Raw genomic sequence first — 23,065 nt, forward strand, 5'->3', positions numbered from 1 at the left:
CAACCCCCGGCCTGGCGGGTGCGGTCAGTCCCGCGTGGCGCGGCGCTGCACGCAGGCCACGTAGGCCGCTCCGTCGGGTGGGCGGCCCGAGCGCTGGCTCTCCCAGAGCATGGTTCCCAGGCACTCCATGGCAGCGTGGTGCGCGTCCTGGAGCGAGCCCAGGCGCGCGGCCAGCAGCTCCACCGCCTGGCGGATGCCGCGCGGCTGGTCGATGCTGCACTGCTCGCTGATCGACAGGTGCATGGACAGGTGCAGGAAGGGATTGGTGTGCCCGGGCGTCTCGTCGTAGTTGCGGGCCAGGGCGGCATCCACGTCGGAGAGTTCGGCGTGGTATTCGGGGTGTTCGGCGATCCAGAGGCTGGCCAGCGTCTCGATGGCCTCCATCGGCTGGCCGGCCTGCGCCTTGGCGTGGACCGCGCAGAAGAAGCGGCGCACGTCCGCTTGCGTGGGATTGAACATGATGCCGCGCAGCGTAGCACGGCGGCCCGTGCCGGCGCGCTGCGCGGTCATGCGCCCTGTGGGGCGCCGGGGATTCACCGCCCGGGGCGAGCGGCCGGCGTGTCCTGCGGGGGTTCCGGGTCCGGGGCCGGTGCCTGGAGCGGTGCTGGTGCCTGCGTGGCCGCCATCTCCAGCTCCGCCGGCCATGGCTGCGGCGGCGGGGGCGGCGCAGCCATGGCCGAGGGGGACGGCTCTGCGACACCCAGCGTTTTGTAGAAGCTGGCGAGATGGGCCTTGGCGACGATCCAGCCGTTCAGGCTGGCCCAGGACAACGCATTGCCGGCCGCGGCGCGCTGGTAGGGGTTGCCGTTGTCGGCCATCACCTTGCGCAGCGTGACGAGCGGCCCCAGCGGCAGCGTGAGGCCGAAGTTGAGCAGCGACCGCGCCGTGATGCCCGCCAGCATGGTCCGGCGGTCGACGGAGAGGTTCACGACGGTGGCTGCCTCCGCGCCCGGGAGAAAGGACTTGACCAGCGTGCTGCTCAGGTCGGACACGGTGTCCGCCGTGGCGCTGACCATGCGCTGCACGAGCGCGCTGGCCATCATGGACATCGGGCGTGCCAGGTCGGGGGCGATGCCGCGTTCCCTGAGGGCCTGCTCGATCACGGGGCCGATCCGCGCATTCACCGCGACGTTCAGCATCGTGCCGCCGATGGCCGTCCACATGTCGTTGAAGCCCGCCATGACCCGCGGACCTTCGCGCTGCAGCACCGTCGATCCCGGCAGCGCGATGGTCGCGCCCAGGCGGGGCATCGTCTTCATGGTTTCGCCGACGGCTTCCTTCAGCACGGCGCTGGAAGCGCCGCCGACGACGCTGGAGAGCGCGGCGATGGACTCCCGGGATGCGTTCCCGCCGCGCGCGCCGACGAGTGCCGCCACGGAGGCCGTCTGCAGCAGCCAGGCGCCCGCATGGGCCGCGAAGTAGGTGGTGGCGCGCTGGCCGAAGGTGCCGCCCAGCGCCGCGGCCGTCTCGCGCCACGAGGGGGGGGCCGCCTGCGGTGCCTGCGGAACCGCCGACTCGACGTCTGCGGGCGGGTCGACGTACATGGCCTCCGTGACGTTCGTCACGACGTTGCCCGGTGCCGCGAGGAGGGTCGATGCCATGCTGATCTGATCGGGCCTCAGGGTGAAGCGCATGCTGCCCTCCGTGGCGGTGGAGTAGGTGCTCGAATCGCGCTGCAGCCGGAATGCGCGTGGCAGGTGGCCCGAGCGGTCGCCCAGATAGCCGGAAATGTCTTCCCCGGCCGGGGGCGGTACCGGAGGTCGCGCCTGCCGGCGCAGCGGCAGGTCCGGATCGCCGAAGCTGGAATCCACGCGCCGGCTGCTGAGGATGGACGCCGTATCGCTTTCGCCGGCGTCGCTGCCCGTGTCCGCCAGGGCGTCGTAGAAGACGTCTTCGCCGGCCTGGGACGGCGGCTCCAGGGAGGCCCCCTCGTTCCTGGACGCCGTTGCCTGATGGGCCGCCTCCTGCAGCCGCTGCGCCGCCTCGGCCTGGCGCTGCAACCGCTCGTGCAGGGACATGCGGCTCAGGCCCAGCCGGTGCTGCAGCGAATACTGCCGGCGGGTGGTCAGGGAACGCGCGGCCGCGGACTCTTCCCGGGCCGCGCCGCCCTCGCGCGCCTGCAGCCCGGGAGGGGCCTGCAGGGCCGGCGCGGAGGGGGTGCGGGGCAGCGGTGCGTCTGCGCCACGCTCCCCTTCCGCGGTGGCGAACGTCTGGACGGACGAGAGGCTGGAATTGCGGCTGACCGAGGGAGGCGAGGCCATGGCTTGCTCCTCAGCGGGTGACGGTGGTGGTGGCCGGGGCCGGCGCCGGGGCGGCTGGCGCGGAAGTCGCCGGCGCGGTGCCGCCCGGCGCCCGCGTGAAGCCCTGCGTGGCCTTCCAGACCGCGGCCGACTCGGCCATCCGGTCCAGCACGCCGTAGAGCATGTCGGCGCTCAGTTCCGCCACCGGCAGCGGCATGTCCATCACGAGGCCGGGGCCGTCCAGCTGCATGCCCGCGACGGGGCCGAGGCTTCCGGCCGACAGGGCATTGCTGCGCAGGAGCAGTTCGCACACCTGCAGCCGCGCGTCCTGCGGGACCGTGCCGAGTTCGCTGCGCAGCACGATCATGCCGGTGGCACCGTCGCCGGGGGCCTGTTGCAGGTAGAACGTCTGGCCGTTCACGTCGAACGGCAGGCCTGAAAGCCATTGCTCCGGAGTGGCCTGAACGCCCAGGGCGTGCGCCACGGTGCGGAGCACGGAGCGGATATCTGCATTGCGGTCCATTTCGTCTGCCTTTTCCTTCGTTTTCAACGGGAAGAAATCGCGGGTCCCGCCCTCGGGAGGCGGTTTCACGCAATTTCCGCCCAGGCCCTCGCGGGCGACGCGCGGAAAACGAACCGGGGGGTGAAAAGGCGAAGCCGGATGACGCCTCAGCCGCGGCGCGTACCCAGCAGGCGCGAGATGGTCTCGGCGGTGCGCAGCAGCGCGGGCAGCAGTTCGCGCTGCATCACCTTCGCGCTGGTGCGATTGGCCTGGCCGCTGATGTTGAGCGCGGCCACGGTGCGGCCCGCGCGGTCGCGCAGCGGCGCGGCGACGGAGATCAGGCCTTCCTCGAGTTCCTGGTCGATCAGGCACCAGCCCTGCGTCCGCGCGGCCCGGATGCGCGCGAGCAGGTCCGCGTCGTCCAGCGCGGTGCGCGGCGTGAAGCGGCGGCGCGGCAGGTCGCGCAGCAGGGCCGCGAGCCGTTCCTCGGGCAGGTCGGCGAGCAGCATGCGGCCCATCGACGTCCAGAACGCCGGCAGGCGCGAGCCCACGCCGAGGTTGGTGCTCATGATCTTGTGGGTGTGCACGCGCAGCACGTAGACGATGTCGTGGCCGTCGAGCACGGCGGCGGAGCACGACTCGCGCACCTGGTCGGCGAGCGCCTCCATCGAGGGCTCCGCCAGGTCCCAGATGGGCATGGACGAGAGGTAGGCGAACCCCAGGTCGAGGATGCGCGGCGTGAGGCGGAACAGCCGGCCGTCGCTCTCCACGTAGCCGAGCGTCTGCAGCGTGAGCAGGATGCGGCGGGCCCCGGCGCGCGTGAGGCCGGAGGCGGCGGCCACCTCGCTCAGCGTCTGCTGCGGCGCGGCGGCGCTGAAGGACCGGATCACCGCGAGGCCACGCGCGAACGACTGCACGTAGCTGTCCCCGGGCCGCGGCAGGGCCTCCGGAGCAGGCGTTTCCGCGCAGGCGTTGGCATCAGGGTTTTCCATGAGAGGGGGATCGCTTTGCATGGCGTGTGGCGTATGATTCTTTTAGCGAACAATTGTTCTATATGCGAACAAAAGCATACCCGGTTTTCGGGGATGCGAGGCGTTCGGAACGAAGGACTTTTCCATGATCGACAAACTGACCGATTCGGTGGCCGAGGCTCTGGCGGACGTGCGGGATGGTGCCACGGTGCTGATCGGAGGCTTCGGCACCGCGGGCATCCCGGGCGAGCTGATCGACGGCCTGATCGCCCAGGGCGCGCGCGACCTCACGGTGGTCAATAACAACGCGGGCAACGGCGACACGGGCCTGGCCGCGCTGCTCAAGACGGGCCGCGTGCGCAAGATCATCTGCAGCTTCCCGCGCCAGGTCGACAGCCACGTCTTCGACGGCCTCTACCGCAGCGGCCAGCTGGAGCTGGAACTGGTGCCCCAGGGCAACCTGGCCGAGCGCCTGCGCGCGGCCGGCGCCGGCATCGGCGCGTTCTTCTGCCCCACGGCCTACGGCACCGAACTGGCCAAGGGCAAGGAAACGCGCGAGATCGACGGCAGGCAGTACGTGCTGGAGTACCCGATCCACGGCGACGTGGCGCTCATCAAGGCCGAGCGGGGCGACCGCTGGGGCAACCTGACCTACCGCATGTCGGCGCGCAACTTCGGCCCCGTCATGGCGACGGCCGCGCGCTGCACCGTGGCCACGGTGCACGAGGTGGTGGAACTCGGCGCGCTGGACCCGGAAGCCATCGTCACGCCCGGCATCTACGTGAGCCGCGTGGTGAAGATCGACCGCGTGGCCACCCAGGCCGGCGGCTTCAAGAAATCGGCCTGACGCGCACCGCGCGCCGTGGAGAAGACAGCATGAGCAGCTACCAGAAACGAAGCAAGGACGAACTCGCCCGCCGCGTGGCGCAGGACATCCACGACGGCGCCGTCGTGAACCTGGGCATCGGCCAGCCGACGCTCGTGGCCAACCACATCCCCGAGGGCCGCGAGGTCATCCTGCAGAGCGAGAACGGCATCCTGGGCATGGGCCCGGCGCCGGCCGCCGGCGAGGAGGACTACGACCTGATCAACGCGGGCAAGCAGCCCGTCACCCTGCTGCCGGGCGGCGCGTACTTCCACCATGCCGACAGCTTCGGGATGATGCGTGGCGGCCACCTGGACATCTGCGTGCTGGGCGCCTTCCAGGTGTCGGCCACGGGCGACCTGGCCAACTGGAGCACCGGCGAGCCCGGCGCCATCCCCGCCGTGGGCGGCGCGATGGACCTCGCCATCGGCGCCAAGCAGACCTGGGTGATGATGGACCTGCTCACCAAGCAGGGCCAGCCGAAGATCGTCGCGCAGTGCACCTACCCGCTCACCGGCATCGGCTGCGTGAAGCGCATCTACACCGACCTGGCCACGCTGGCCTGCACGCCCGGGGGCCTGGTGTTCGTCGATGCCGTGCCGGGCCTGGACCGCGCCGCGCTCGAAGCGCTGATCGGGCTGCCCATCCGGGCGGCCGCCTGACCGACACCGACATTCCACAGGAGACGAAACCCATGACTGCATCCCCCCAAGCCTTCATCTGCGACGCGATCCGCACGCCCTTCGGCCGCTACGGCGGCGCGCTCTCCAGCGTGCGCACCGACGACCTGGGCGCGATCCCGCTGAAGGCCCTCATGGAGCGCAACCCCGGCGTGGACTGGGCCGCGGTGACCGACGTGCTCTACGGCTGCGCCAACCAGGCCGGCGAGGACAACCGCAACGTGGCCCGCATGAGCGCGCTGCTGGCCGGCCTGCCGCAGGAGCTGCCCGGCGCCACCATCAACCGCCTGTGCGGCTCGGGCCTGGATGCCGTGGGCACGGCCGCGCGCGCCATCAAGGCGGGCGAGGCGGGCCTGATGATCGCGGGCGGCGTGGAGAGCATGAGCCGCGCGCCCTTCGTCATGCCGAAGGCCGAGAGCGCCTTCAGCCGCGCCAACGCGGTGTACGACACCACCATCGGCTGGCGCTTCGTGAACAAGCTCATGAAGGCGCGCTACGGCGTCGACTCGATGCCCGAGACGGCCGAGAACGTGGCCGATGACTACAAGATCGAGCGCGAGGCGCAGGACCGCATGGCCCTGGCCAGCCAGCTCAAGGCCGTGGCCGCGCAGCAGGCCGGACACCTGGCGCGCGAGATCGTGCCCGTGACCATCCCGCAGAAGAAGGGCGATGCCATCGTGGTGTCGAAGGACGAGCACCCGCGCGAGACCAGCCTGGAAGCGCTCGCCAGGCTCAAGGGCGTGGTGCGCGAAGGCGGCACCGTGACGGCCGGCAACGCCAGCGGCGTGAACGACGGCGCCTGCGCGCTGCTGCTGGCCGGCGAAGCCGATGCCGCGAAGTACGGCCTGACGCCGAAGGCCCGCGTGGTCGGCATGGCCACGGCCGGCGTGGCGCCGCGCGTGATGGGCATCGGCCCCGCGCCCGCCACCCAGAAGGTGCTGGCGCAGACCGGCATCACGCTGGAGCAGCTGGACGTGATCGAGCTGAACGAAGCCTTCGCCGCGCAGGGCCTGGCCGTGCTGCGCCTGCTGGGCCTCGCGGACGACGATGCGCGCGTGAACGCCTGGGGCGGCGCGATCGCCCTGGGCCACCCGCTGGGCGCCAGCGGCGCGCGCCTGGCCACGACGGCCGTGAACCGGCTGCACGCCACGGGCGGGCGCTACGCGCTGTGCACGATGTGCATCGGCGTGGGGCAGGGCATCGCGGTGATCCTGGAGCGCGTGTGAGCGGGGGCGCCATGACCGACGATCTGCTCCAGACCACCGCGGGACGTTTCCGCGTGCGTGTCGAAGGGCCCGCGGAAGCGCCGGCCCTGGTGTTTTCCAATTCGCTGGGCACCCCGCTGGAGATGTGGGATGCGCAGGCCGAACGGTTCGCGCGCACGCACCGCGTGGTGCGCTACGACACGCGCGGCCATGGCGGCAGCGTGGTGTCGCCGGGCCCGTACACGGCAGGCCGGCTCGGCGGCGACGTGGTCGCGCTGCTGGATGCCCTGGGCATCGACCGGGCGAGCTTCTGCGGCATCTCGATGGGCGGCCTCACGGGCCTCTGGCTGGGCGTGAACGCGCCGCAGCGCCTGGAGCGCCTGGTGGTGGCCAACAGCGCCGCGAAAATCGGCACGGCCGACGGCTGGGCCACCCGCGCCGCGCTGGTGCGCGAGAAGGGCGCTTCGGGCATGGCCGAACTCGCGGCCTCGGCGCCCGGCCGCTGGTTCACCGATGCCTTCGCCGCTGCGCAGCCCGAGGTGGTGCGGCGCGCCCAGGGCTGGCTCGCCGGTATCGCGCCGGAAGGCTATGCCGCCTGCTGCGAAGCACTGGCGCAGGCCGACCTGCGGGGCGCGATCGGCGCCATCACCGTGCCGACCCTGCTCATCGCGGGCCAGGCCGATCCGGTCACCACGGTGGCGGATGCGCAGGCGATGCAGGCCGCCATCGCGGGCGCGCGGCTGGCCGAGCTGCCGGCATCGCATCTCTCGAACATCGAGGCCCCGCAGGCCTTCGATGCCGCGCTCGCGGATTTCCTGCAGAGGAACTAGGACCGCATCCATGGAACAGCCACAGCCGTCCAACCCCCGCTGGAAGCACCGTCCGCCCGGCTCCACCTGGGGCGATTTCGGACCCGACGACCAGCGGGGCCGCCTGAACCTGCTCACGCCCGAGAAGGTGCGCCAGGGCGTGGCCGAGGTGCGCGAGGGCCTGGCCTTCGCGCTCAGCCTGCCGCTGGACTATCCGGGCGGCAGCGCGCTCAACCCGAACCGCCACCCGCCGGTGCTCCGCCCCACGCTGCGCAAGGGGCTGGTCAACTTCAACTGCCTGATGGCCGAGCTGGAGCCGGGCCGCACCGACGTGATGTCGGACGACCTGGCCATCCTCTACCTGCAGTATTCGACGCAGTGGGACAGCCTGGCGCACGCCGGCTCGATGTTCGATGCCAACGGCGACGGCCTGCCCGAAGCGCTCTACTACAACGGCTTCGCCGCCGGGCGGCACATCGTCGGCCCGCAGGACGTGGGCGACACCGGCGTTCCGGCCACGCCGGGCACGGCCGGCGCCAGCACGTCGGCCGCGCACGCCCTGGGCATCGAGAACATGGCCCGCACGGGCGTGCAGGGCCGCGGCGTGATGATCGACCTGCGCGCCCACCTGGGCGACGCGCGCACGCTGGTCGGCTACGACACGCTGATGCGCGTGCTGGACGCCGACGGCGTGGCGGTGGAGGCGGGCGACATCGTCTGCCTGCACACCGGCTTCGCCGACGTGGTGCTGGGCATGCGCCGCCACCCCGATCCGGCGGTGCTGCAGGGCGCCTGTGCGGTGCTGGACGGCCGCGACGAGAAGCTGCTGCAGTGGATCACCGACAGCCAGCTCGCCGCCATCGCTGCCGACAACTACGCCGTCGAGGGCCTGCCGGCGCGCCCCGGCCCCGCGTGCTGCGCGGCGCTGCCGCTGCACGAGCACTGCCTCTTCAAGCTGGGCGTGCACCTGGGCGAGCTGTGGCACCTCACGCCGCTGGCCGAATGGCTGCGCGCCCGTGGCCGCCACCGCTTCCTGCTGACGGCCCCGCCGCTGAACCTGCCCGGCGCCGTGGGATCGCCCGTGACGCCCGTCGCCACGGTCTGACGCCTGCCTGCCGCTCGCGGGGCCGCGGCCCCGCAGCGCGGTTCCCTTCCCCATGCATCCAGGCTGCCGCCGCAAGGCCGGCGGCCGCCATGTGCCGGCCCGCCGCGCACGGAAAGAACACACCATGCCTTTCATCATCGAAACCTTCGACAAGCCCGGCCACCAGCACGTGCGCCAGGCCACGCGCGCCGCGCACCTGGAATTCCTCGACCGCCACAAGGCCCTGCTGCTGGCCTGCGGCGCCAAGCTGGACGACGACGGCCGTGACCTGGGCGGCGGCCTCTACGTAGTGGCGCTGGATTCGCGCGAGGAGGCGCAGCGCTTCATCGAATCCGACCCGTTCCACGCCGCCGGCCTGTTCGAGCGCGTGGTGCTCACCCGATGGCGCAAGGCGTACGTCGACGGGCAGTGCCACCTGTGAGCCGGCCGCTGCCGCGCGGCACCCCTTATTCCCCTGAAGGATTTCCCATGACGACGACTTCCCCTGTCTCCTCCACGCGCGAGCGCGTCCTCATCACCGGCGGTGGCGCCGGCATCGGCGCGGCCACGGCCGAGCGCTGCCGCGCCGACGGCTACGAGCCGGTCGTCATCGACCGCGTGGTCGACCATGTGCCCGGCGGCATCCAGGCGGACCTGTCCAACCCCGCCGAGACCGCGAGCGCACTGCAGCAGGCGCTCGCCGGCGGCCCGATCACGCGGCTGGTCAACAACGTCGGCATCGTGGTGCCGGCCGAGGCGGCCGATCAGACGCTGGAGCAGTTCGACCTCGCCGTCGCGCTGAACCTGCGCTGCAGCCTGCAGTGCATGCAGGCGCTGCTGCCGGGCATGCAGGCGGCCGGCTTCGGGCGCATCGTGAACATGTCCTCGCGCGCCGCGCTGGGCAAGGAACTGCGCACCGCGTACTCGGCCACCAAGGCCGGCCTGATCGGCATGACGCGGGTGTGGGCGCTGGAGCTGGGGCGCCACGGCATCACGGCCAACGCGATCGGCCCCGGCCCCATCCGCACCGAGCTGTTCGACCGCGCCAACCCGCCCGGCGCGCCGCGCACGCAGGCCATCATCGACGCGGTGCCCGTGAAGCGCGTAGGCACGCCTCAGGATGTGGCGCATGCCGTTTCCTATCTGCTCGACGAGCGCAGCGGCTTCGTCACGGGGCAAGTGCTCTATGTCTGCGGCGGCATGACGGTGGGCGTGGCCGGGGTCTGACGGTCGCCATTTCCCGCTCTCTCTTTCTCAGAACTCACAACACCAAAGAGACAACTCCATGTCGAAAATCACTGCCTTCTTCACCGAGCTGATGCGGCGCTACCTGCCCGATCCGTTCGTCTTCGCGATCCTGCTCACGCTGCTCACCATGGCGCTCGCCTTCGGCGTGGAGAGCCGCCCGATCGATGCCGTGGTGCAGGACTGGGGCAAGGGCTTCTGGAGCCTGCTGGCGTTCACGACGCAGATGGCCGTCATCCTGGTGATGGGCTACGTGCTCGCGGCCGCGCCCATCGTGGACCGGTTCCTCGACCGCATCGCCGCGCGCGTGAGCACGCCGCGCCAGGCCATCATCGTCGCGACCATCGTGGGCGGCGTGGGCAGCTACCTGAACTGGGGCTTCGGCCTGGTGATCGGCGGCATCATGGCGCGCAAGCTGGCGCTGAAGGTGAAGGGCGTGCACTACCCGCTGATCATCGCGGCGGCCTACTCCGGCTTCACGATGTACAGCCTGGGCTTCTCGGCGACCATCCCGGTGCTCATCTCCACCAAGGGCCACGCCTTCGAGGGCACGATGGGCCTGATCCCGCTCACGCAGACGATCTTCTCCGCGCCCATCCTGCTCACCAGCCTGGCCGTGCTGATCGCGCTGCCGCTGCTCAATGCCGCCATGCACCCGAAGCAGGGCGAGAAGGTGGTCGAGCTGGACCCTGCCACCGTGGCCGATGCCAAGCCCGCCGCCAGCGCCGAAGGGCTGCTGGGCGACGAGAAGACGCTGGCCTGGCGCCTCAACAACAGCCGGATCTTGAGCCTGCTGATCGGCCTGTGCGGCATGGCGTACGTGGCCATGCATTTCATCAAGGGCGGCAACCTCGACCTGAACATGATCAACTTCTTCATCCTGTTCCTCGGGGTGCTGCTGCTGGGCACGCCGATGAAGTACGTGGAGAAGGTCAACGAAGGCGTGAAGACGATCGGCGGGATCATCCTGCAGTTCCCGTTCTACGCCGGGATCATGGCGATCATGCACGGCTCGGGGCTGGTGGAATCGATCGCTCATGTCTTCGTGAACATCTCCACCGCCGCCACGCTGCCGCTCTGGGGCCTCGTCAGTTCCTTCGTGATCAACTTCTTCGCGCCTTCGGGCGGCGGCCACTGGGTGCTGCAGGGCCCGTTCATGATCAACGCGGCCACCACGCTGGGGGCCTCGCAGGCGCAGACGGCCATGTCGGTGATGCTGGGCAACGGCTGGAACGACCTGGTGCAGCCGTTCTGGATCCTGCCGGCGCTGGCGCTGTCCAAGCTCAAGCTCAAGGACATCATGGGCTACACGGTGGTCTCCATGCTGCTCGTGGGCGCCATCTACGCCGTGACCATGCTGGTCTGGCCGCATCTCTGACCGCCCTTCGTTTTTCGCTTTCGCTTTCGCCTCTTCCCTTTTTCTCAAGGAGCAACCCATGCTGTTCATGGCCGAAATGACCGTCCGCATCCCGTCCACGCTGGCCCCCGAAGTGGCCGACGAGATCAAGCGCAAGGAGAAGGAATATTCGCAGCAGCTGCAGCGTGACGGCAAGTGGCGCCACCTCTGGCGCGTCGTCGGCGAATACGCCAACGTGAGCATCTTCGACGTGTCCGGCAACGACGAGCTGCACGCGATCCTGAGCGGGCTGCCGCTGTTCCCGTACATGGAGATCAAGGTGACGCCGCTGGCCAACCACCCGTCGTCCATCGTGCAGGAGTGAGCACCGCATCCCCATCCTTACAACGAAGAGATCCGAGGAAACAAACCATGACCATCGCCCACTCCACCTTCCGCCGCCGCCTGCTCGCCGCCGCGGCCGCCTGCGCCCTGCTGCCCGGCCTCGCCGCCGCCCAGGCGTTCCCGGGCAAGCCCATCACCATCATCGTGCCCTTCGCGGCCGGCGGCACCACCGACATCCTGGCGCGCATCATCGCCCAGGGCATGGGCGGCGAGCTGGGCCAGTCCGTGGTGGTGGACAACCGCGCCGGCGCGGGCGGCAACATCGGCGGCCAGGTGGCGGCGCGCGCGCCGGCCGACGGCTACACGCTCTTCATGGGAACGGTGGGCACCCACGCCATCAACGCAGCGCTCTACAGGAAGATGCCCTTCGATCCCGTGAAGGACTTCGCGCCCCTGACCCGCGTGGCCAACGTGCCCAACCTGCTGGTCGCCAACCCCGCGCAGCCCTTCAAGACGGTGCAGGAGCTGATCGCCTATGCCAAGGCCAACCCGGGCAAGATCAACTTCGGCTCCTCGGGCAGCGGCAGCTCCATCCACCTGTCGGGGGAGCTGTTCAAGAGCATGGCCAAGGTGGACATGCAGCACGTGCCCTACAAGGGCAGCGCACCGGCCGTGACCGACCTGCTGGGCAACCAGATCGCGATCATGTTCGACAACATGCCCTCGGCCATCCAGCACGTTCGCTCGGGCAAGCTGCGAGCCATCGCCGTCACCACCGCCAGGCGTTCGTCCGAGCTGCCCGACGTGCCGACGATCGCCGAAGCCGGCGTGCCCGGCTACGAGGCCACGTCGTGGTTCGGCATGTTCGCGCCGGCCGGCACGCCCGCGCCCGTGGTCGCGCAGCTCAACGCCGCCATCGTGAAGGTGCTCGCGCAGCCCGACATCCGGAAGAAACTGGCGGAGCAGGGCGCCGAGGCCGCCGGTGAAACGCCCGCGCAGTTCGCCGACTTCATCCAGAAGGAGAGCGTGAAGTGGGGCAAGGTGGTGAGGGAGTCCGGCGCCAGCGTGGATTGATGCGCTCTAGGGCTGCCAGACCGGCCGATAGGCCGGATCCAGGCGGCGGTCGAGGAAGTAGGCGGCGCTGATGAACGCGAGGTGGCTGAGGGCCTGGGGAAAGTTGCCGAGCGGCAGGCCGCGAACGTCGACTTCCTCGGCGAACAGCCCCAGATGGTTGGCGTAGGCCAGGCCCTTGGCCATGTGGACACGTGCCTCATCGAGGCGCCCGGCGCGGGCCAGGCACTCCGTGTACCAGAACGTGCAGGTGGTGAACGCGCCCTCGTCGCCGCCCAGGCCGTCATCGACGCGGTAGCGGTAGACCAGTCCGTCGTCGCACAGCTGCTCGCCGATGGCGTCCAGCGTCTGGAGCCAGACGGGGTCGGTCGAAGAGACGAAGCGCACGAGCGGCATCATCAGCAGTGCCGCGTCGAGTTCCGTGCCGCCGCGCTCCTGAACGAAGTAGCCATGCTCGGGGTGGCGGAAGTTCGTCCATATGTCGGCGACGATTTCGTCACGGGCCTGCGCCCAGGCGACCAGCGGGGCGGGAAGGGAGCGCTTCTTGGCCAGGCGGATGGCGCGGTCGAGCGCAACCCAGCACATCACCCTGGAATGCAGGAAGTGGCGCGGCGCCGAACGCATTTCCCAGATGCCTGCATCCGGTTCGTTCCAGTGCTTGATCACGTAGTCGACGATGGTGCAGACATGCTGCCAGCCCTGGTAATGGATGGGATCCCCGTACTTGTTGGAGAGGTAGGCGCTGTCGAGCAGTTCGCCGTAGATGTCGAGCTGGATCTGCTGCTGCGCCGCGTTGCCGATGCGCACGGGCCGGCTGTCCGCATAGCCTGCCAGATGCGGCAGTTCCTGCTCCTGCGCCGTGGCGGATCCATCGAGCGCATACATGATCCGCAGCGGATGGTCGCGCTCCGCCGCCACGACCCGTGCGCCCACCCAATGGTTGAAACGATTGGCCTCGTCGGTGAAGCCGAGCCGGAGGAAGGCGTACACGGTGAACGAGGCGTCGCGTATCCAGGTGGCGCGGTAGTCCCAGTTGCGTTCCCAGCCCTCGGCTTCCGGCAGGGAGAACGTCGCCGCTGCCGCGATGGAGCCATGGCGGGCCGAAGTCAGCAACTTGAGGGTGAGGGCCGAGCGCAGCACCTGTTCGCGCCACCGCCCCGTGTAGGTGGACAGGGCGTGCCAGGAACGCCATGCGTGCGTGGTGGCTTCGATCTGCGCCAGGATCGCTGCCTCGTCCGGACAGGGCATTCCGGAGGCGCCGAGGAAGAACCATGCACTCTCGCCCTTGGACAGGGTGAAGCGGGCGAGTGCACAGCCCTCCTTCGTTTCGAGCGCGGCGGACGAGAAAAAGTCGAGGGCCGTGTCGTGGCCGCCAAAGCGCACACCGCCTTCGATGGCTGCCACCTGCGGAATCTCGCGCGCGTAATCGAAGCGCGGCGCGCAACGCACCGTGAACGCCATCGTCCCGCTCGTGACCGTCAGCCGCCGGATGAGACCACGCGTGCCGTGGCCCGTGCGCTGGCGGGCTTCGGGTTGCGGCATCAGGTCGACCACCTCCGCGCTCCCGTTCTTGCCCATCCAGCGCGTCACCAGGACGTTGGTGTCCGGCACGTAGAGCTGGAGGTGGCGGGGCTCTGCCAGGTCGGGCTGGATCTCGAAGGCGCCGCCCCGGCCCGGATCGAGCAGATCCGCGAAGACGGTAGGACTGTCGAGCGTCGGCCAGCACAGGTAGTCGATCGTGCCGTCGCGTGCCACCAGGGCCACGGTCTCGAGATCGCCGACGATGCCGTGCTCCCCAATGGTCCGGAGCGCTTCAACCATCGAGCTCCGCCTTGGTATGAACAGTCATGCTGCTGCCGTTGGAAAGATTACGAGCCGTGCCGGGCAAACGCATCGCGGTGATCGCGAACGAAATCGTCGAAGCGGTGCGCAGGCTGGCCGGTGAGGCGCTCGATTTCGAAGGTGGGATCGATGTCGTGGTGGCCGGCCACCACGTCCGCGAACTGCACGACCAGGCCCTGGGCCATCCATGCGGAGTTCCCGGTCAGCCGCAGCATCGCACGGAACACGAACGTCGGCAGGTTCAGGTAGCGCACCTGGTGTCCGACCACGTGCGACAGCCGCTTGGCCGCCTCGGTCATGTCCAGCGTTTCCGGCCCGGTCAGGAAGTAGGTGGCGCCGGCGTGGCCCTCCTGGGTGAGAACGGCGGCAGCGACCCGGGCCACGTCACGGGTGTCGACCCAGGACACCGACCCGTCGCCCGTCACCTGGGGCAAGAAGCCCTTGGCGATCGGCTTCTTGAACCACAGGAAATTCTGCATGAAGGCCGTGGGTTTCAGGAGAGTCCAGCCCACACCGGAGGCGCGCAGGTGGTGGTCGATGAGCGCATGGTGGCGCGCCCAGGGAACCGGCGTGCGCACATTGCCGTCGGAGGCGGAAATCTTCACGATCCGGCCCACGCCGGCGCGCTTTGCGGCGTCGATGGCGCCCGTTTCCTGGGTGAATTGGTCGGGGTTGGGCGGTGTGATGAGGAACATCGTGTCGCACCCCTGCATCGCGGTGGCGAGCGTCTCGGGCCTGTCGAAGTCGCCGAGGACGGCATCCATGCCCCGTTGCCTGAATTTGTCCACCTGCTCCTGCCTGCGTGCCATGGCGCGAAACGGCGTTCCTGCGGCCTTCAGCAGCTTGCACACTTCACCGCCGATGCCGCCGGTGGCTCCACAAATCAGGATCATCTCGAAGGTTCCTTTTCAGTTGGAAAGCGTGTGCGGCGGCGGCGGGTCGAGGCGCTCGGAGATCACCTCCACCATCGTGTGGAGGGTGGCGATGGCGCTGCGGATCCGGGCCGCGCCGATCCGCTCGGCGATGGCCTGATCGATCGGCGCCACAGCGCGCTCGGCACGGTTCACGGCATTCAGGCCCGCGCGCGTCAGCACGACGAGCTTGGCGCGGCGGTGATGGGGATTGGGTTGGAATTCGACCAGGCCTTGCCCAGCCAGCAGATCGACGATGCGCTGCACCGCCTGGCGGGTCAGTCCCATGTTGCGGGCGATGGATGCGACGGCCAGGGGGGCCCCCGAATACCGCAAGGCGGCCAGTACCTGCCACCACGCGCTGGTCAGGCCCAGGTGGGCCACGAGTTCATTGCCTGCGTTCAGCAGGCGCCCGTTGGCCGCGAAGATCGCCAGCGCCAGTTCACGAACATCCATGTGGGGATCGGCCATGCGCTGCATATTTTCATTTTGACAATATGTTGTCAATAAAGGCGGGCAGGCGCCGATGTAGGCCGGTGCCGCGATCCACTGCGGGGGATCAGCAAGGTGGAGTCACCACCGAGAAGGCGATTTCGGCCGGCGCCCGGCGGCCGGCTGACGATGAAGGGGCCTGCCAGGCCGTGCAGGCGCCGCGGAGCGGTGTCCTGTCAGCCGGCGAGCGCGGATCGCACGACGTCCGGGGTGAACGGGGCCTGGTAGAAGCGCCGCCCCGTGGCGTCGAACAGGGCATTGGCCAGCGCGGCCGGGCCCGGCACCGAGGCGGATTCGCCAGCGCCCATGGGCGGCTCGTCCTGGCGCGGCATCAGCACCACCTCGATCGGCGGCACGTCGCGGAAGCCGATGATGGGGTAGCCGCCCCATTCGCGGCTGGCCACGCCGCGGTCATCGAAGGCGACGCGCTCCAGCAGGCTGCGGCTCAGGGTCTGGATGACGTTGCCGTGGATCTGGTGGCGCACGCCGTCGGGGTTGACCATCATGCCCGTGTCCTGGCCGACGACCACGCGCCGCACGGCGATGCGGCCGCTCGCCGGATCGACTTCGATGTCGACGACCCAGGCGGCCCAGGCCGCGCCGAAGCCGGGAAAGCGGCTGTGCACGTAGCGCGCATAGGCCACGCCGCGCCCGCGCAGCAGACCCTGGGCACCGGGCCGGCCCCGGCTGCCCGGCTGTCCGCGCTGCCAGCCGGCATGGCGGGCCGTGGCGTCGATCAGGTCGATGGCGCGCGGGTCGTCCAGGTGGCGGATGCGGTAGTCCACCGGATCGGCGCCGGCCGCCTGGGCCAGCTCGTCGATCATGCAGTCGTGGGCGAAGGAATTGGGCAAGGCCGACACGCCGCGCAGCCACGAGGAGCGCACCAGCGGCGCCATGTCGTGGCAGGCGATGCGGCGGCTCGCGTAGCGGTAGGGCGGCACGGCGGTGCGGTCGCCCATCTCCAGCGTGCGCGGCTGGCCCGGCACGCGGCCCGTGAGCAGCAGGGCCAGCAGGGGCGCGTCGTTGGAGGGATAGCGCACGGCGAAATCGCAGGCCAGCAGCTCGCCGCCCTGGCCGATGGCCGCGCGCACGTCCATCAGCTGGCCGGTGCCCTTGGGTTCCCACTGGTGCTCCTGCTCGCGCGTGAGCTGCACGCGCACCGGCGCGCCCACGGCCATGGAGAGCAGGGCCGCGTCGGCGCACACGTCGTCGGCGCAGTTGCGCCCATAGCAGCCCGCGGCCTCCAGGCGCACGATGTCGATGCGGTCTTCGCCCAGCTGCAGCAGCCGGTCCAGGTCGGTGCGCAGCATGTGCGGGTTCTGCGTGCCGGACCACACGGTGAGCCGGCCGCCCTGGAAGTCGGCGACCGCGCAGGAGGGGCCGATGGAGGCGTGCATCTGGTAGGGCCAGACGTAGCTGCGCTCCAGCACCGCGGCGGTGCCTGGGTCCGCGAAGGCGGCGTCCACGTCGCCCTCGTCCACCAGCGCGCGGCGCTGCGCGGGGTTCGCGCGGATCGCGCCGGCCACGTCGCGCAGATCGGGCGCGGGCGGCGCGGGCCGCCATTGCACGCGCAGCGCGCGCAGGGCGGCGATGGCCTGTTCTTCGCGGTCGGCCACCACGCCGACGAAGTCGCCCTCGGCGACCACCTGCACGTTGCCGGGCAGGTGGGCAACGGAGGCATGGTCCACGGCGACGAGGCAGTGGCCGATGAAATCGCCGCCGTCGCGGCCGGGGTGCGGCGGGCGCACGACGCGGCCATGGCGCATGCCGGGCACGCGCACGTCGTGCACGAAGCTCAGCTCGCCGGTGGCCTTGGCGGGAATGTCCACGCGCGCGGCGCCGCGGCCCACCAGCCGGTACTCGCTCGCGGGCTTGAGCTTCACCGGCTGCTCGGGCGGCGCCAGCGGCAGGTGCAGGCGCCGGCCCTGCAGGCCCTGCAATAGCTGCCCGTAGTGGAGCGTGCGCGCATCGCCGCCATCGGCGAAGCGCACGAGGCCGTCGCGTGCCTGCAGTTGTCCGGCATCCACGCGCCAGTGCGCGGCGGCGAGCGACAGCAACTGCCCGCGCGCCTGGGCGGCGGCACGGCGCAGCGGCACCGCGGAAATCTGGATGCTCGCGCTGGCGATGGTCGGCCCCTGGTTGGGCGATGCGGCCGTGTGGCCCAGCACCATCTCCAGCCGGTGCAGGGGCACTTCGAGTTCTTCCGCCACGATCTGCGCGAGCGCGGTGCGGATGCCCGTGCCCAGGTCCACGTGGCCGTTGAAGGCCAGGGCGCGCCAGCCCGCTTCCGGACCGGGGTCGGCCAGCACCGCCACGAAGATCTCGGGCGTGGCCTGCACGTAGTCGGTGCCAGAACCGGGCTGACCCGGCGCGGGCTTCGGAGGCGCCACGGGCTGGCGCACGACGAGCAGGGTGTCGGCGCGGTCCAGCAGCGGGGCGTGCAGGTCGTGGGGCTGGGGCAGGGTCATGGAGCGGCGTTCCTCACTGGCACGCGATCATGCATGCCCGGCACGGCGGAGAGTGTCAGCGCGCGAGCGCACCGGTGGCGGCCAGGGCCTGGTCGAGGGGCATCACGGCTGCGTACTTCTGCGCCATGTCGAACAGGTTGGCCTCGTGCGGGCCCAGGGCGCGGTCGCCGCAGCAGTCGGCCACCACCAGCGGGCGGAAGCCCGACTGCATGGCATCGACCACGCTGGCGCGCACGCAGCCGCTGGTCACGCAGCCGGCCACCAGCAGCGTCTGCACGCCGCGCTGGGCCAGCCACGGCGCGAGCATGGTGCCGAAGAAGGCCGAGGGCGTGCTCTTGCGCACCACGTATTCGCCGGGGGCGGGGGCCAGCTCGGGCACGATGGCGCTGGCCGGGCTGTCCTCCTTCAGCGTCAGCATGCCGGGCACCTTCAGGCAGAAGATGTTGCTGTCCGCGTCGTCGTCCGAGAACACGATGCGGCTGTGCGCCACGGGCCAGCCGCGCTCGCGCGCATGGGCGAGCAGGCCGCGCGTGCGGGCGATCGCCTCGGGAATGTTGCCGCCGCCGAACACGGCCGGGTCGGCGAAGCCGTTCACGAAGTCGATGATGAGCAGGCCGAAGGGCGCCTTGAGCGGCAGCGGCGTGCCGAAGCCCTGGCGGGCGTAGGCGGAGATGTCGCCCTGCACGCCCGCGGTGGGAATGTCCTGGGCGCCGGTGCTGGGGGTGGTGGCGGGATTCATCATGCGGTGTCCTTGCCTTGCGGCGATCTTCTGGCGGCGCGCGCCAGTCCTGGTTCGTCCTGCACCACGCCCTCGATCACCACGGGCGTGCCGTCCAGCGCCACCGTGCAGTGGCGCATCGGGATGTCGATGTGGCAGGCGGTGGTGCGGCTGCCGCCGGCCTCGTTGTTGGGGCCCATGGACCAGAGGAAGTTGCCCTCGAAGGCGCGGGCGTCCATGCCGATGTGGGTTTCCTTGTTGTAGTGCGCCAGCATCGACCAGTGGGCGCGCGGCTGCAGGCCCCAGCCCACGTGCGAGACGGCGTAGGCTTCCGGGTCTTCGTAGGAGGCCATGTACTCGCTCAGGATCTCGGCCTGCAGGCCGCCGCTGATGCGCGTGACGTACCCCCGCTCGATCGTGAGCTCGATCGGTTCGGTCACGTAGTCCTTCATGGGCAGCAGGATGTCGCCGCGGTCCAGCACCACGCGGCCGTAACTTCCACTTTCGTCGGGCCAGGTCAGCACGAAGCCGCTGGGCCAGTGGTCCCACCGGCCGGGCTCGTCCACGAAGCCGTATTCGCAGATGGCGGGGAACTCGCCCAGGGCGCAGCGCAGGTCGGTTCCGGCCGCGGAGGTGATGTGCATCTGCCGGGCCGCTTCGATGCGCTTCGATGCGGCCTGCACGCGCGCGCGGTCGGCCTCGTTGGGCACCAGGCGGCACAGCACCTCGGGCGGCTCCACGGCCAGCAGGATCTTGGTGCCGGTCTGCAGGATCTCGTGCTGCTCGGGCGAGAACAGCAGGGTCATGAGATCCAGCACCAGGTCGCTGGCCTTGAGCGCGGCGATGGCGGCGGGGTTGCCGGTCAAAGGCGTCGTGCCCAGGTAGGCCAGCGAGTCGCGGCTGAGCGATTTCTCGGCGTTGACGGGCGGCAGGTCCAGCCGGTTGACGCGCGCGCCCAGGTCGCTGGAGGCCGCGATCGCGCAGCGCAGCGTCTGCGGATGCGTGTCGGCGCCCGTGAGCACGGTGACTGTCTGGCCGGGCTCGAGCCGGGACAGCGTGAGCACCTGCTTCCAGGCGTGGATCAGATCGTTGTCGCTGACGGACATGCGGGGCTCCTTGGCGGTGTGGTGGCGGAGAGGGGTCGGCAGGCGGGCATTCAGTCCACCCGGGCCCCGAGGAAATCACCCAGGGCCGCATAGAACCCGGCCTCGTTGTCCCACGGGATCATGTGCCCGGCGCCGGGCACGCGCACGTGCTGCGTCTGGGGCGCGAGGCCCTGCCATTCGGCCACGTCCGCGTCGCGCACCACGTCGCCGCGCTCGGCGGTGACGAGCAGCAGCGGCTGCGCGATGCGGGGCAGGTCGGCATGGATGTCGTCGCGGCCGAAGTCCTCGAAGCTCTGCACGATGGCGGGCTCGTGGCAGGTGTGCAGCCACTGCGCGCGCAACTGTCTCTGCTCCTCCGTCCAGGTGGGGCAGAAGGCGCGCATGGCCTCGGCATCCATGCCCTGCGTGGCCTGGCGGATCGAATCCACGTACCAGGGCAGGGCGGCGGGGTAGGCGCGGCGGCCGGGGCCGGAAACGGGCGGATCGACGATGACCAGGCGCGTGAGCCCTGCCGGCTGGCCGCGGGCCGCGCGCACGGCGATGCGCCCGCCCATGGAGTGGCCGACCAGGGCCCAGCGCTGCAGCCCCAGGGCCTGCGCCAGCGCGGTCACGTCGGCGGCCTGGGCATCGAGGCCGTAATCCAGCCCGGGGCCGGACGACGACAGCCCGCGGCCCCGCACGTCCAGCACGTAGGTGTCGAACTGGCGGCCCAGGTGCTCGGCGACGAAGCCCCAGGTCACCGCGGGGCTGGTGATGCCGGGGATCAGGATGACGGCATCGCGCGCCGCGCGCTCGCCATCCGCGCCGCCGTAGCGCAGGTAGTGCTGGCGGATGCCGTTGGCATGGACGTGGCCGCCGTAGCGGAAGGTGCTGGCGTGGTCGCTCATGGATCGCTCCTCAGGCCTTGGCGGCCGTGTCGTACGGATAGGCGCCCGACAGCAGCGCGCCCGCGCCCGGCACCACCGGGTCCAGGCCCAGTTCCTTGAGGATGGCGTAGGTGGTGGCGATCGAGGCCGTGAGCACGGGCTTGCCCGTGGCCGCTTCCACCTGGGCCACCGCCGGCAGCGAGGGCATCTGCACGCAGGCCGACAGCACGATCACGTCGGCATCGGCGTAGTCCATGCCGGCGACGATGCCGGGCAGCTTCGCGGGATCGTGGCGGCCCACCTCGAGGTTGTCGGGAATTTCCAGCGCGCGCCAATCGACGATCTCGAAGCCCTCGGCGGCGATGTAGTCCATGACCAGCTGGGTGAGCGGAACCATGTAGGGCGCCACCAGGGCGATCTTCTTCGCACCCATCACCTTGAGCGCCTCGACCAGCGCGCCCGCGCTGGTGATCACCGGGGCCGTGGCGCCGTTGCTGGCCGTGCGTTCCGTCAGGCGCTGCTGCGATACGCGGTGGTAGCCCTTGCCCATCGCCATGATGGCCACGAGGCAGGCATAGCCCAGAACGTCGACCCGCGCGTCGCTCAGCTCCAGCGCGCAGCGGTCGCTCTCGGCATCCATGGCGGCGAGTTCTTCCTTCTGCACTTTCTTCATGCGCATGCGGCTGGAGTGGAAGGTGAAGCGGTCTTGCGGGCGCAGCGTGGAGTGGGCCTGCAGCATGGCCGGCACCTCGGTCTCCATCGTGGTGTTGGAGCTGGGGACGATCTGGCCGATGCGGTATGTCTGGGTCATGGCGTGCCTTGTTCGCGCAATGCGCGTTTGATAAAGATCAGATGGGTGTGTACGCTTCATTTTTGCAAAACCCGTGCCTTCTGGCAAACGCCAATTTCATCGGGGTTTGCACCTATGTTGTGCATGAAACGCACCAAAAAATGCAATGGCAGGCTTATCCTCGCGCACTGTGGTGCATTTGATGTGGCTCAAGCAATAGAGTGCATACACCTGAATTGGCTGGTTTTCTTGCATGGCATGGATAGTGCTTTTCACCCTGGCAAGAGCCTGCCGCAGCGACGGCCGCCCGTCCCGACCCACCCCATTCCCGCAAGGAGAGAAACCATGTCCCGATCCCCCCGTATCGCCGTCGTCGGCGCCGGCCTGGGCGGCGCCGCCGCCGCCAAGCTGCTGCTGCAGGAGGGCTTCGATGTCCGCGTCTACGAGCAGGCGCCCAGCTTCTCGCGCCTGGGGGCCGGCATCCACGTCGGGCCCAACGTGATGAAGATCCTGCGCCGCATCGGCATCGAGGATGCGCTCAACGCCCAGGGCTCGCACCCCGACTACTGGTACAGCCGCCACTGGCAGACCGGCGACGTGCTGGCGCAGATCCCGCTGGGCGACTACGCCGTCAAGGAATACGGCGCGAGCTACCTGACCGTGCACCGCGGCGATTTCCACGCGCTGCTGATCGACGCGCTGCCGGACAGCGTCATGGCCTACGGCAAGTTCCTGACGAAGGTCGAGGACCGTGGCGACGCCGTGGTCATGCACTTCGCCGACGGCACGACGGAAGAGGCCGACATCGTGATCGGCGCCGACGGCGTAAACTCCCGCATCCGCGAGGAACTGCTCGGCCCCGAGCTGCCGAAGTACGCCGGCTACCTGGCCCACCGCGCCGTGTTCCCCACGCCCGAGGTCAAGGCGGGCATGCTGCCCTTCGACGCCTGCGTGAAGTGGTGGAGCGACGATCGCCACATGATGACCTACTTCGTCACGGGCAAGCAGGACGAGCTCTACTACGTGACCGGCGTTCCCGTCGAGCAGTGGGACCTCAACGACCGCTGGCTGCCGAGCAGCAAGGACGAGATGCGCGAGGCCTTCTCGGGCTGGCACCCCACGGTGCAGGCGCTGATCGACGCGACGGTGGAGGTGACGAAGTGGTCGCTGCTGGAGCGCGATCCGCTGCCGCTCTGGAGCCGCGGCCGCCTGGTGCTGCTGGGCGATGCCTGCCACCCGATGAAGCCCCACATGGCGCAGGGCGCGGCGATGGCGATCGAGGACGGCGCCATGCTGGCGCGCTGCCTGAAGGAGGTTGGCGCGCACAACCACGAACTCGCCTTCGCGCTCTACGAGGCCAACCGCGCCGAGCGCGCGAGCAAGGTGCAGCGCATCTCGCACGACAACACCTGGCTGCGCACGAACGAGGACCCGTCGTGGTGCTTCGGCTACGACGTGTTCAATATCCCCCTGGTGGAACCGAAGGTCGCCGCCGCGGCCTGATACTCCCCTGCCGCCG

23 protein-coding genes are annotated in these 23,065 nt (G+C 70.1%); 11 read left to right on the forward strand and 12 right to left on the reverse strand.

Features of this window, described 5'->3' with window-relative positions; genetic code table 11:
- Positions 1 to 24 precede the first annotated feature (24 nt).
- The 4 genes from Q9R47_RS11555 to Q9R47_RS11570 all read right to left on the reverse strand — a co-directional run bounded on the left by Q9R47_RS11555 (position 25) and on the right by Q9R47_RS11570 (position 3,734).
- Entirely contained in the window at positions 25 to 459 is a 435-nt protein-coding gene (locus Q9R47_RS11555; protein WP_311233430.1) for a DUF1841 family protein, read from the reverse strand.
- 74 nt (positions 460 to 533) lie between these two features.
- Positions 534 to 2,261 carry a hypothetical protein gene (locus tag Q9R47_RS11560; RefSeq protein ID WP_311233341.1) on the reverse strand — a complete coding sequence of 576 codons (1,728 nt, stop codon included), beginning with the start codon at positions 2,259 to 2,261 and terminating at the stop codon, positions 534 to 536.
- Between the two features lie 10 nt (positions 2,262 to 2,271).
- Positions 2,272 to 2,763, reverse strand: coding sequence for a type III secretion system chaperone (locus tag Q9R47_RS11565; RefSeq protein ID WP_311233342.1), 492 nt, complete (start codon positions 2,761 to 2,763; stop codon positions 2,272 to 2,274).
- A 146-nt stretch (positions 2,764 to 2,909) separates the two neighbouring features.
- A complete protein-coding gene (locus Q9R47_RS11570; RefSeq protein WP_311233343.1) occupies positions 2,910 to 3,734 on the reverse strand; it encodes an IclR family transcriptional regulator in 825 nt (274 codons plus the stop codon).
- Positions 3,735 to 3,858: 124 nt separating this feature from the next.
- Here Q9R47_RS11570 and Q9R47_RS11575 point away from each other — a divergent pair, with 124 nt between their 5' ends.
- From Q9R47_RS11575 to Q9R47_RS11620, 10 genes are all read left to right on the forward strand, one after another.
- Entirely contained in the window at positions 3,859 to 4,560 is a 702-nt protein-coding gene (locus Q9R47_RS11575; protein WP_311233344.1) for a 3-oxoacid CoA-transferase subunit A, read from the forward strand.
- A gap of 29 nt (positions 4,561 to 4,589) precedes the next feature.
- Positions 4,590 to 5,240: a 3-oxoacid CoA-transferase subunit B gene (locus Q9R47_RS11580; protein ID WP_311233345.1), complete on the forward strand. Its 651-nt coding sequence runs from the start codon at positions 4,590 to 4,592 to the stop codon at positions 5,238 to 5,240.
- Positions 5,241 to 5,272: 32 nt separating this feature from the next.
- Positions 5,273 to 6,484 (forward strand): 3-oxoadipyl-CoA thiolase, encoded by a 1,212-nt coding sequence (gene pcaF, locus Q9R47_RS11585; protein WP_311233346.1) that lies wholly within the window; start codon positions 5,273 to 5,275, stop codon positions 6,482 to 6,484.
- 11 nt (positions 6,485 to 6,495) lie between these two features.
- Entirely contained in the window at positions 6,496 to 7,293 is a 798-nt protein-coding gene (gene pcaD / locus Q9R47_RS11590) for a 3-oxoadipate enol-lactonase (protein WP_311233347.1), read from the forward strand.
- 10 nt (positions 7,294 to 7,303) lie between these two features.
- Positions 7,304 to 8,377, forward strand: coding sequence for a cyclase family protein (locus Q9R47_RS11595; protein WP_311233348.1), 1,074 nt, complete (start codon positions 7,304 to 7,306; stop codon positions 8,375 to 8,377).
- A 124-nt stretch (positions 8,378 to 8,501) separates the two neighbouring features.
- Positions 8,502 to 8,798 carry a YciI family protein gene (locus Q9R47_RS11600; protein WP_011796971.1) on the forward strand — a complete coding sequence of 99 codons (297 nt, stop codon included), beginning with the start codon at positions 8,502 to 8,504 and terminating at the stop codon, positions 8,796 to 8,798.
- 47 nt (positions 8,799 to 8,845) lie between these two features.
- Entirely contained in the window at positions 8,846 to 9,583 is a 738-nt protein-coding gene (locus Q9R47_RS11605) for an SDR family oxidoreductase (protein WP_311233349.1), read from the forward strand.
- 58 nt (positions 9,584 to 9,641) lie between these two features.
- Positions 9,642 to 10,979, forward strand: a complete 1,338-nt coding sequence (locus Q9R47_RS11610; protein ID WP_311233350.1) for a TIGR00366 family protein — start codon at positions 9,642 to 9,644, stop codon at positions 10,977 to 10,979.
- A gap of 58 nt (positions 10,980 to 11,037) precedes the next feature.
- Entirely contained in the window at positions 11,038 to 11,322 is a 285-nt protein-coding gene (catC, locus tag Q9R47_RS11615; protein ID WP_013596204.1) for a muconolactone Delta-isomerase, read from the forward strand.
- Positions 11,323 to 11,369: 47 nt separating this feature from the next.
- Complete coding sequence (locus Q9R47_RS11620; protein ID WP_311233351.1) at positions 11,370 to 12,356, forward strand: tripartite tricarboxylate transporter substrate binding protein; 987 nt, start codon at positions 11,370 to 11,372, stop codon at positions 12,354 to 12,356.
- 6 nt (positions 12,357 to 12,362) lie between these two features.
- Here Q9R47_RS11620 and Q9R47_RS11625 read toward each other — a convergent pair whose 3' ends face one another.
- The 8 genes from Q9R47_RS11625 to Q9R47_RS11660 all read right to left on the reverse strand — a co-directional run bounded on the left by Q9R47_RS11625 (position 12,363) and on the right by Q9R47_RS11660 (position 21,567).
- Entirely contained in the window at positions 12,363 to 14,174 is a 1,812-nt protein-coding gene (locus Q9R47_RS11625; protein WP_311233352.1) for a glycoside hydrolase family 15 protein, read from the reverse strand.
- A gap of 47 nt (positions 14,175 to 14,221) precedes the next feature.
- Positions 14,222 to 15,088 (reverse strand): SDR family oxidoreductase, encoded by an 867-nt coding sequence (locus tag Q9R47_RS11630; RefSeq protein WP_311233353.1) that lies wholly within the window; start codon positions 15,086 to 15,088, stop codon positions 14,222 to 14,224.
- Positions 15,089 to 15,103: 15 nt separating this feature from the next.
- Complete coding sequence (locus Q9R47_RS11635; RefSeq protein WP_311233354.1) at positions 15,104 to 15,577, reverse strand: MarR family transcriptional regulator; 474 nt, start codon at positions 15,575 to 15,577, stop codon at positions 15,104 to 15,106.
- A 197-nt stretch (positions 15,578 to 15,774) separates the two neighbouring features.
- Positions 15,775 to 18,066 carry a molybdopterin cofactor-binding domain-containing protein gene (locus Q9R47_RS11640; RefSeq protein WP_311233355.1) on the reverse strand — a complete coding sequence of 764 codons (2,292 nt, stop codon included), beginning with the start codon at positions 18,064 to 18,066 and terminating at the stop codon, positions 15,775 to 15,777.
- Positions 18,067 to 18,121: 55 nt separating this feature from the next.
- Positions 18,122 to 18,805, reverse strand: a complete 684-nt coding sequence (locus tag Q9R47_RS11645) for an N-carbamoylsarcosine amidohydrolase (RefSeq protein ID WP_311233431.1) — start codon at positions 18,803 to 18,805, stop codon at positions 18,122 to 18,124.
- The gene (locus Q9R47_RS11650) at positions 18,805 to 19,890 is read right to left on the reverse strand and encodes a 2,5-dihydroxypyridine 5,6-dioxygenase (RefSeq protein ID WP_311233356.1); all 1,086 of its coding nucleotides are present in this window, start codon (positions 19,888 to 19,890) and stop codon (positions 18,805 to 18,807) included. Before Q9R47_RS11650 ends, Q9R47_RS11645 begins: the two co-directional genes overlap by 1 nt.
- Before the next feature lie 50 nt (positions 19,891 to 19,940).
- Positions 19,941 to 20,777 (reverse strand): alpha/beta hydrolase, encoded by an 837-nt coding sequence (locus tag Q9R47_RS11655; protein ID WP_311233357.1) that lies wholly within the window; start codon positions 20,775 to 20,777, stop codon positions 19,941 to 19,943.
- Positions 20,778 to 20,787: 10 nt separating this feature from the next.
- The gene (locus Q9R47_RS11660) at positions 20,788 to 21,567 is read right to left on the reverse strand and encodes an Asp/Glu racemase (protein ID WP_017439066.1); all 780 of its coding nucleotides are present in this window, start codon (positions 21,565 to 21,567) and stop codon (positions 20,788 to 20,790) included.
- 324 nt (positions 21,568 to 21,891) lie between these two features.
- Between Q9R47_RS11660 and Q9R47_RS11665 the strand changes: the two genes are divergently transcribed.
- Complete coding sequence (locus Q9R47_RS11665; protein WP_311233358.1) at positions 21,892 to 23,049, forward strand: FAD-dependent monooxygenase; 1,158 nt, start codon at positions 21,892 to 21,894, stop codon at positions 23,047 to 23,049.
- Positions 23,050 to 23,065 lie beyond the last annotated feature (16 nt).

This window comes from Acidovorax sp. PRC11 (assembly GCF_031844105.1).
In the GTDB taxonomy this organism is placed as follows: domain Bacteria; phylum Pseudomonadota; class Gammaproteobacteria; order Burkholderiales; family Burkholderiaceae_C; genus Paracidovorax.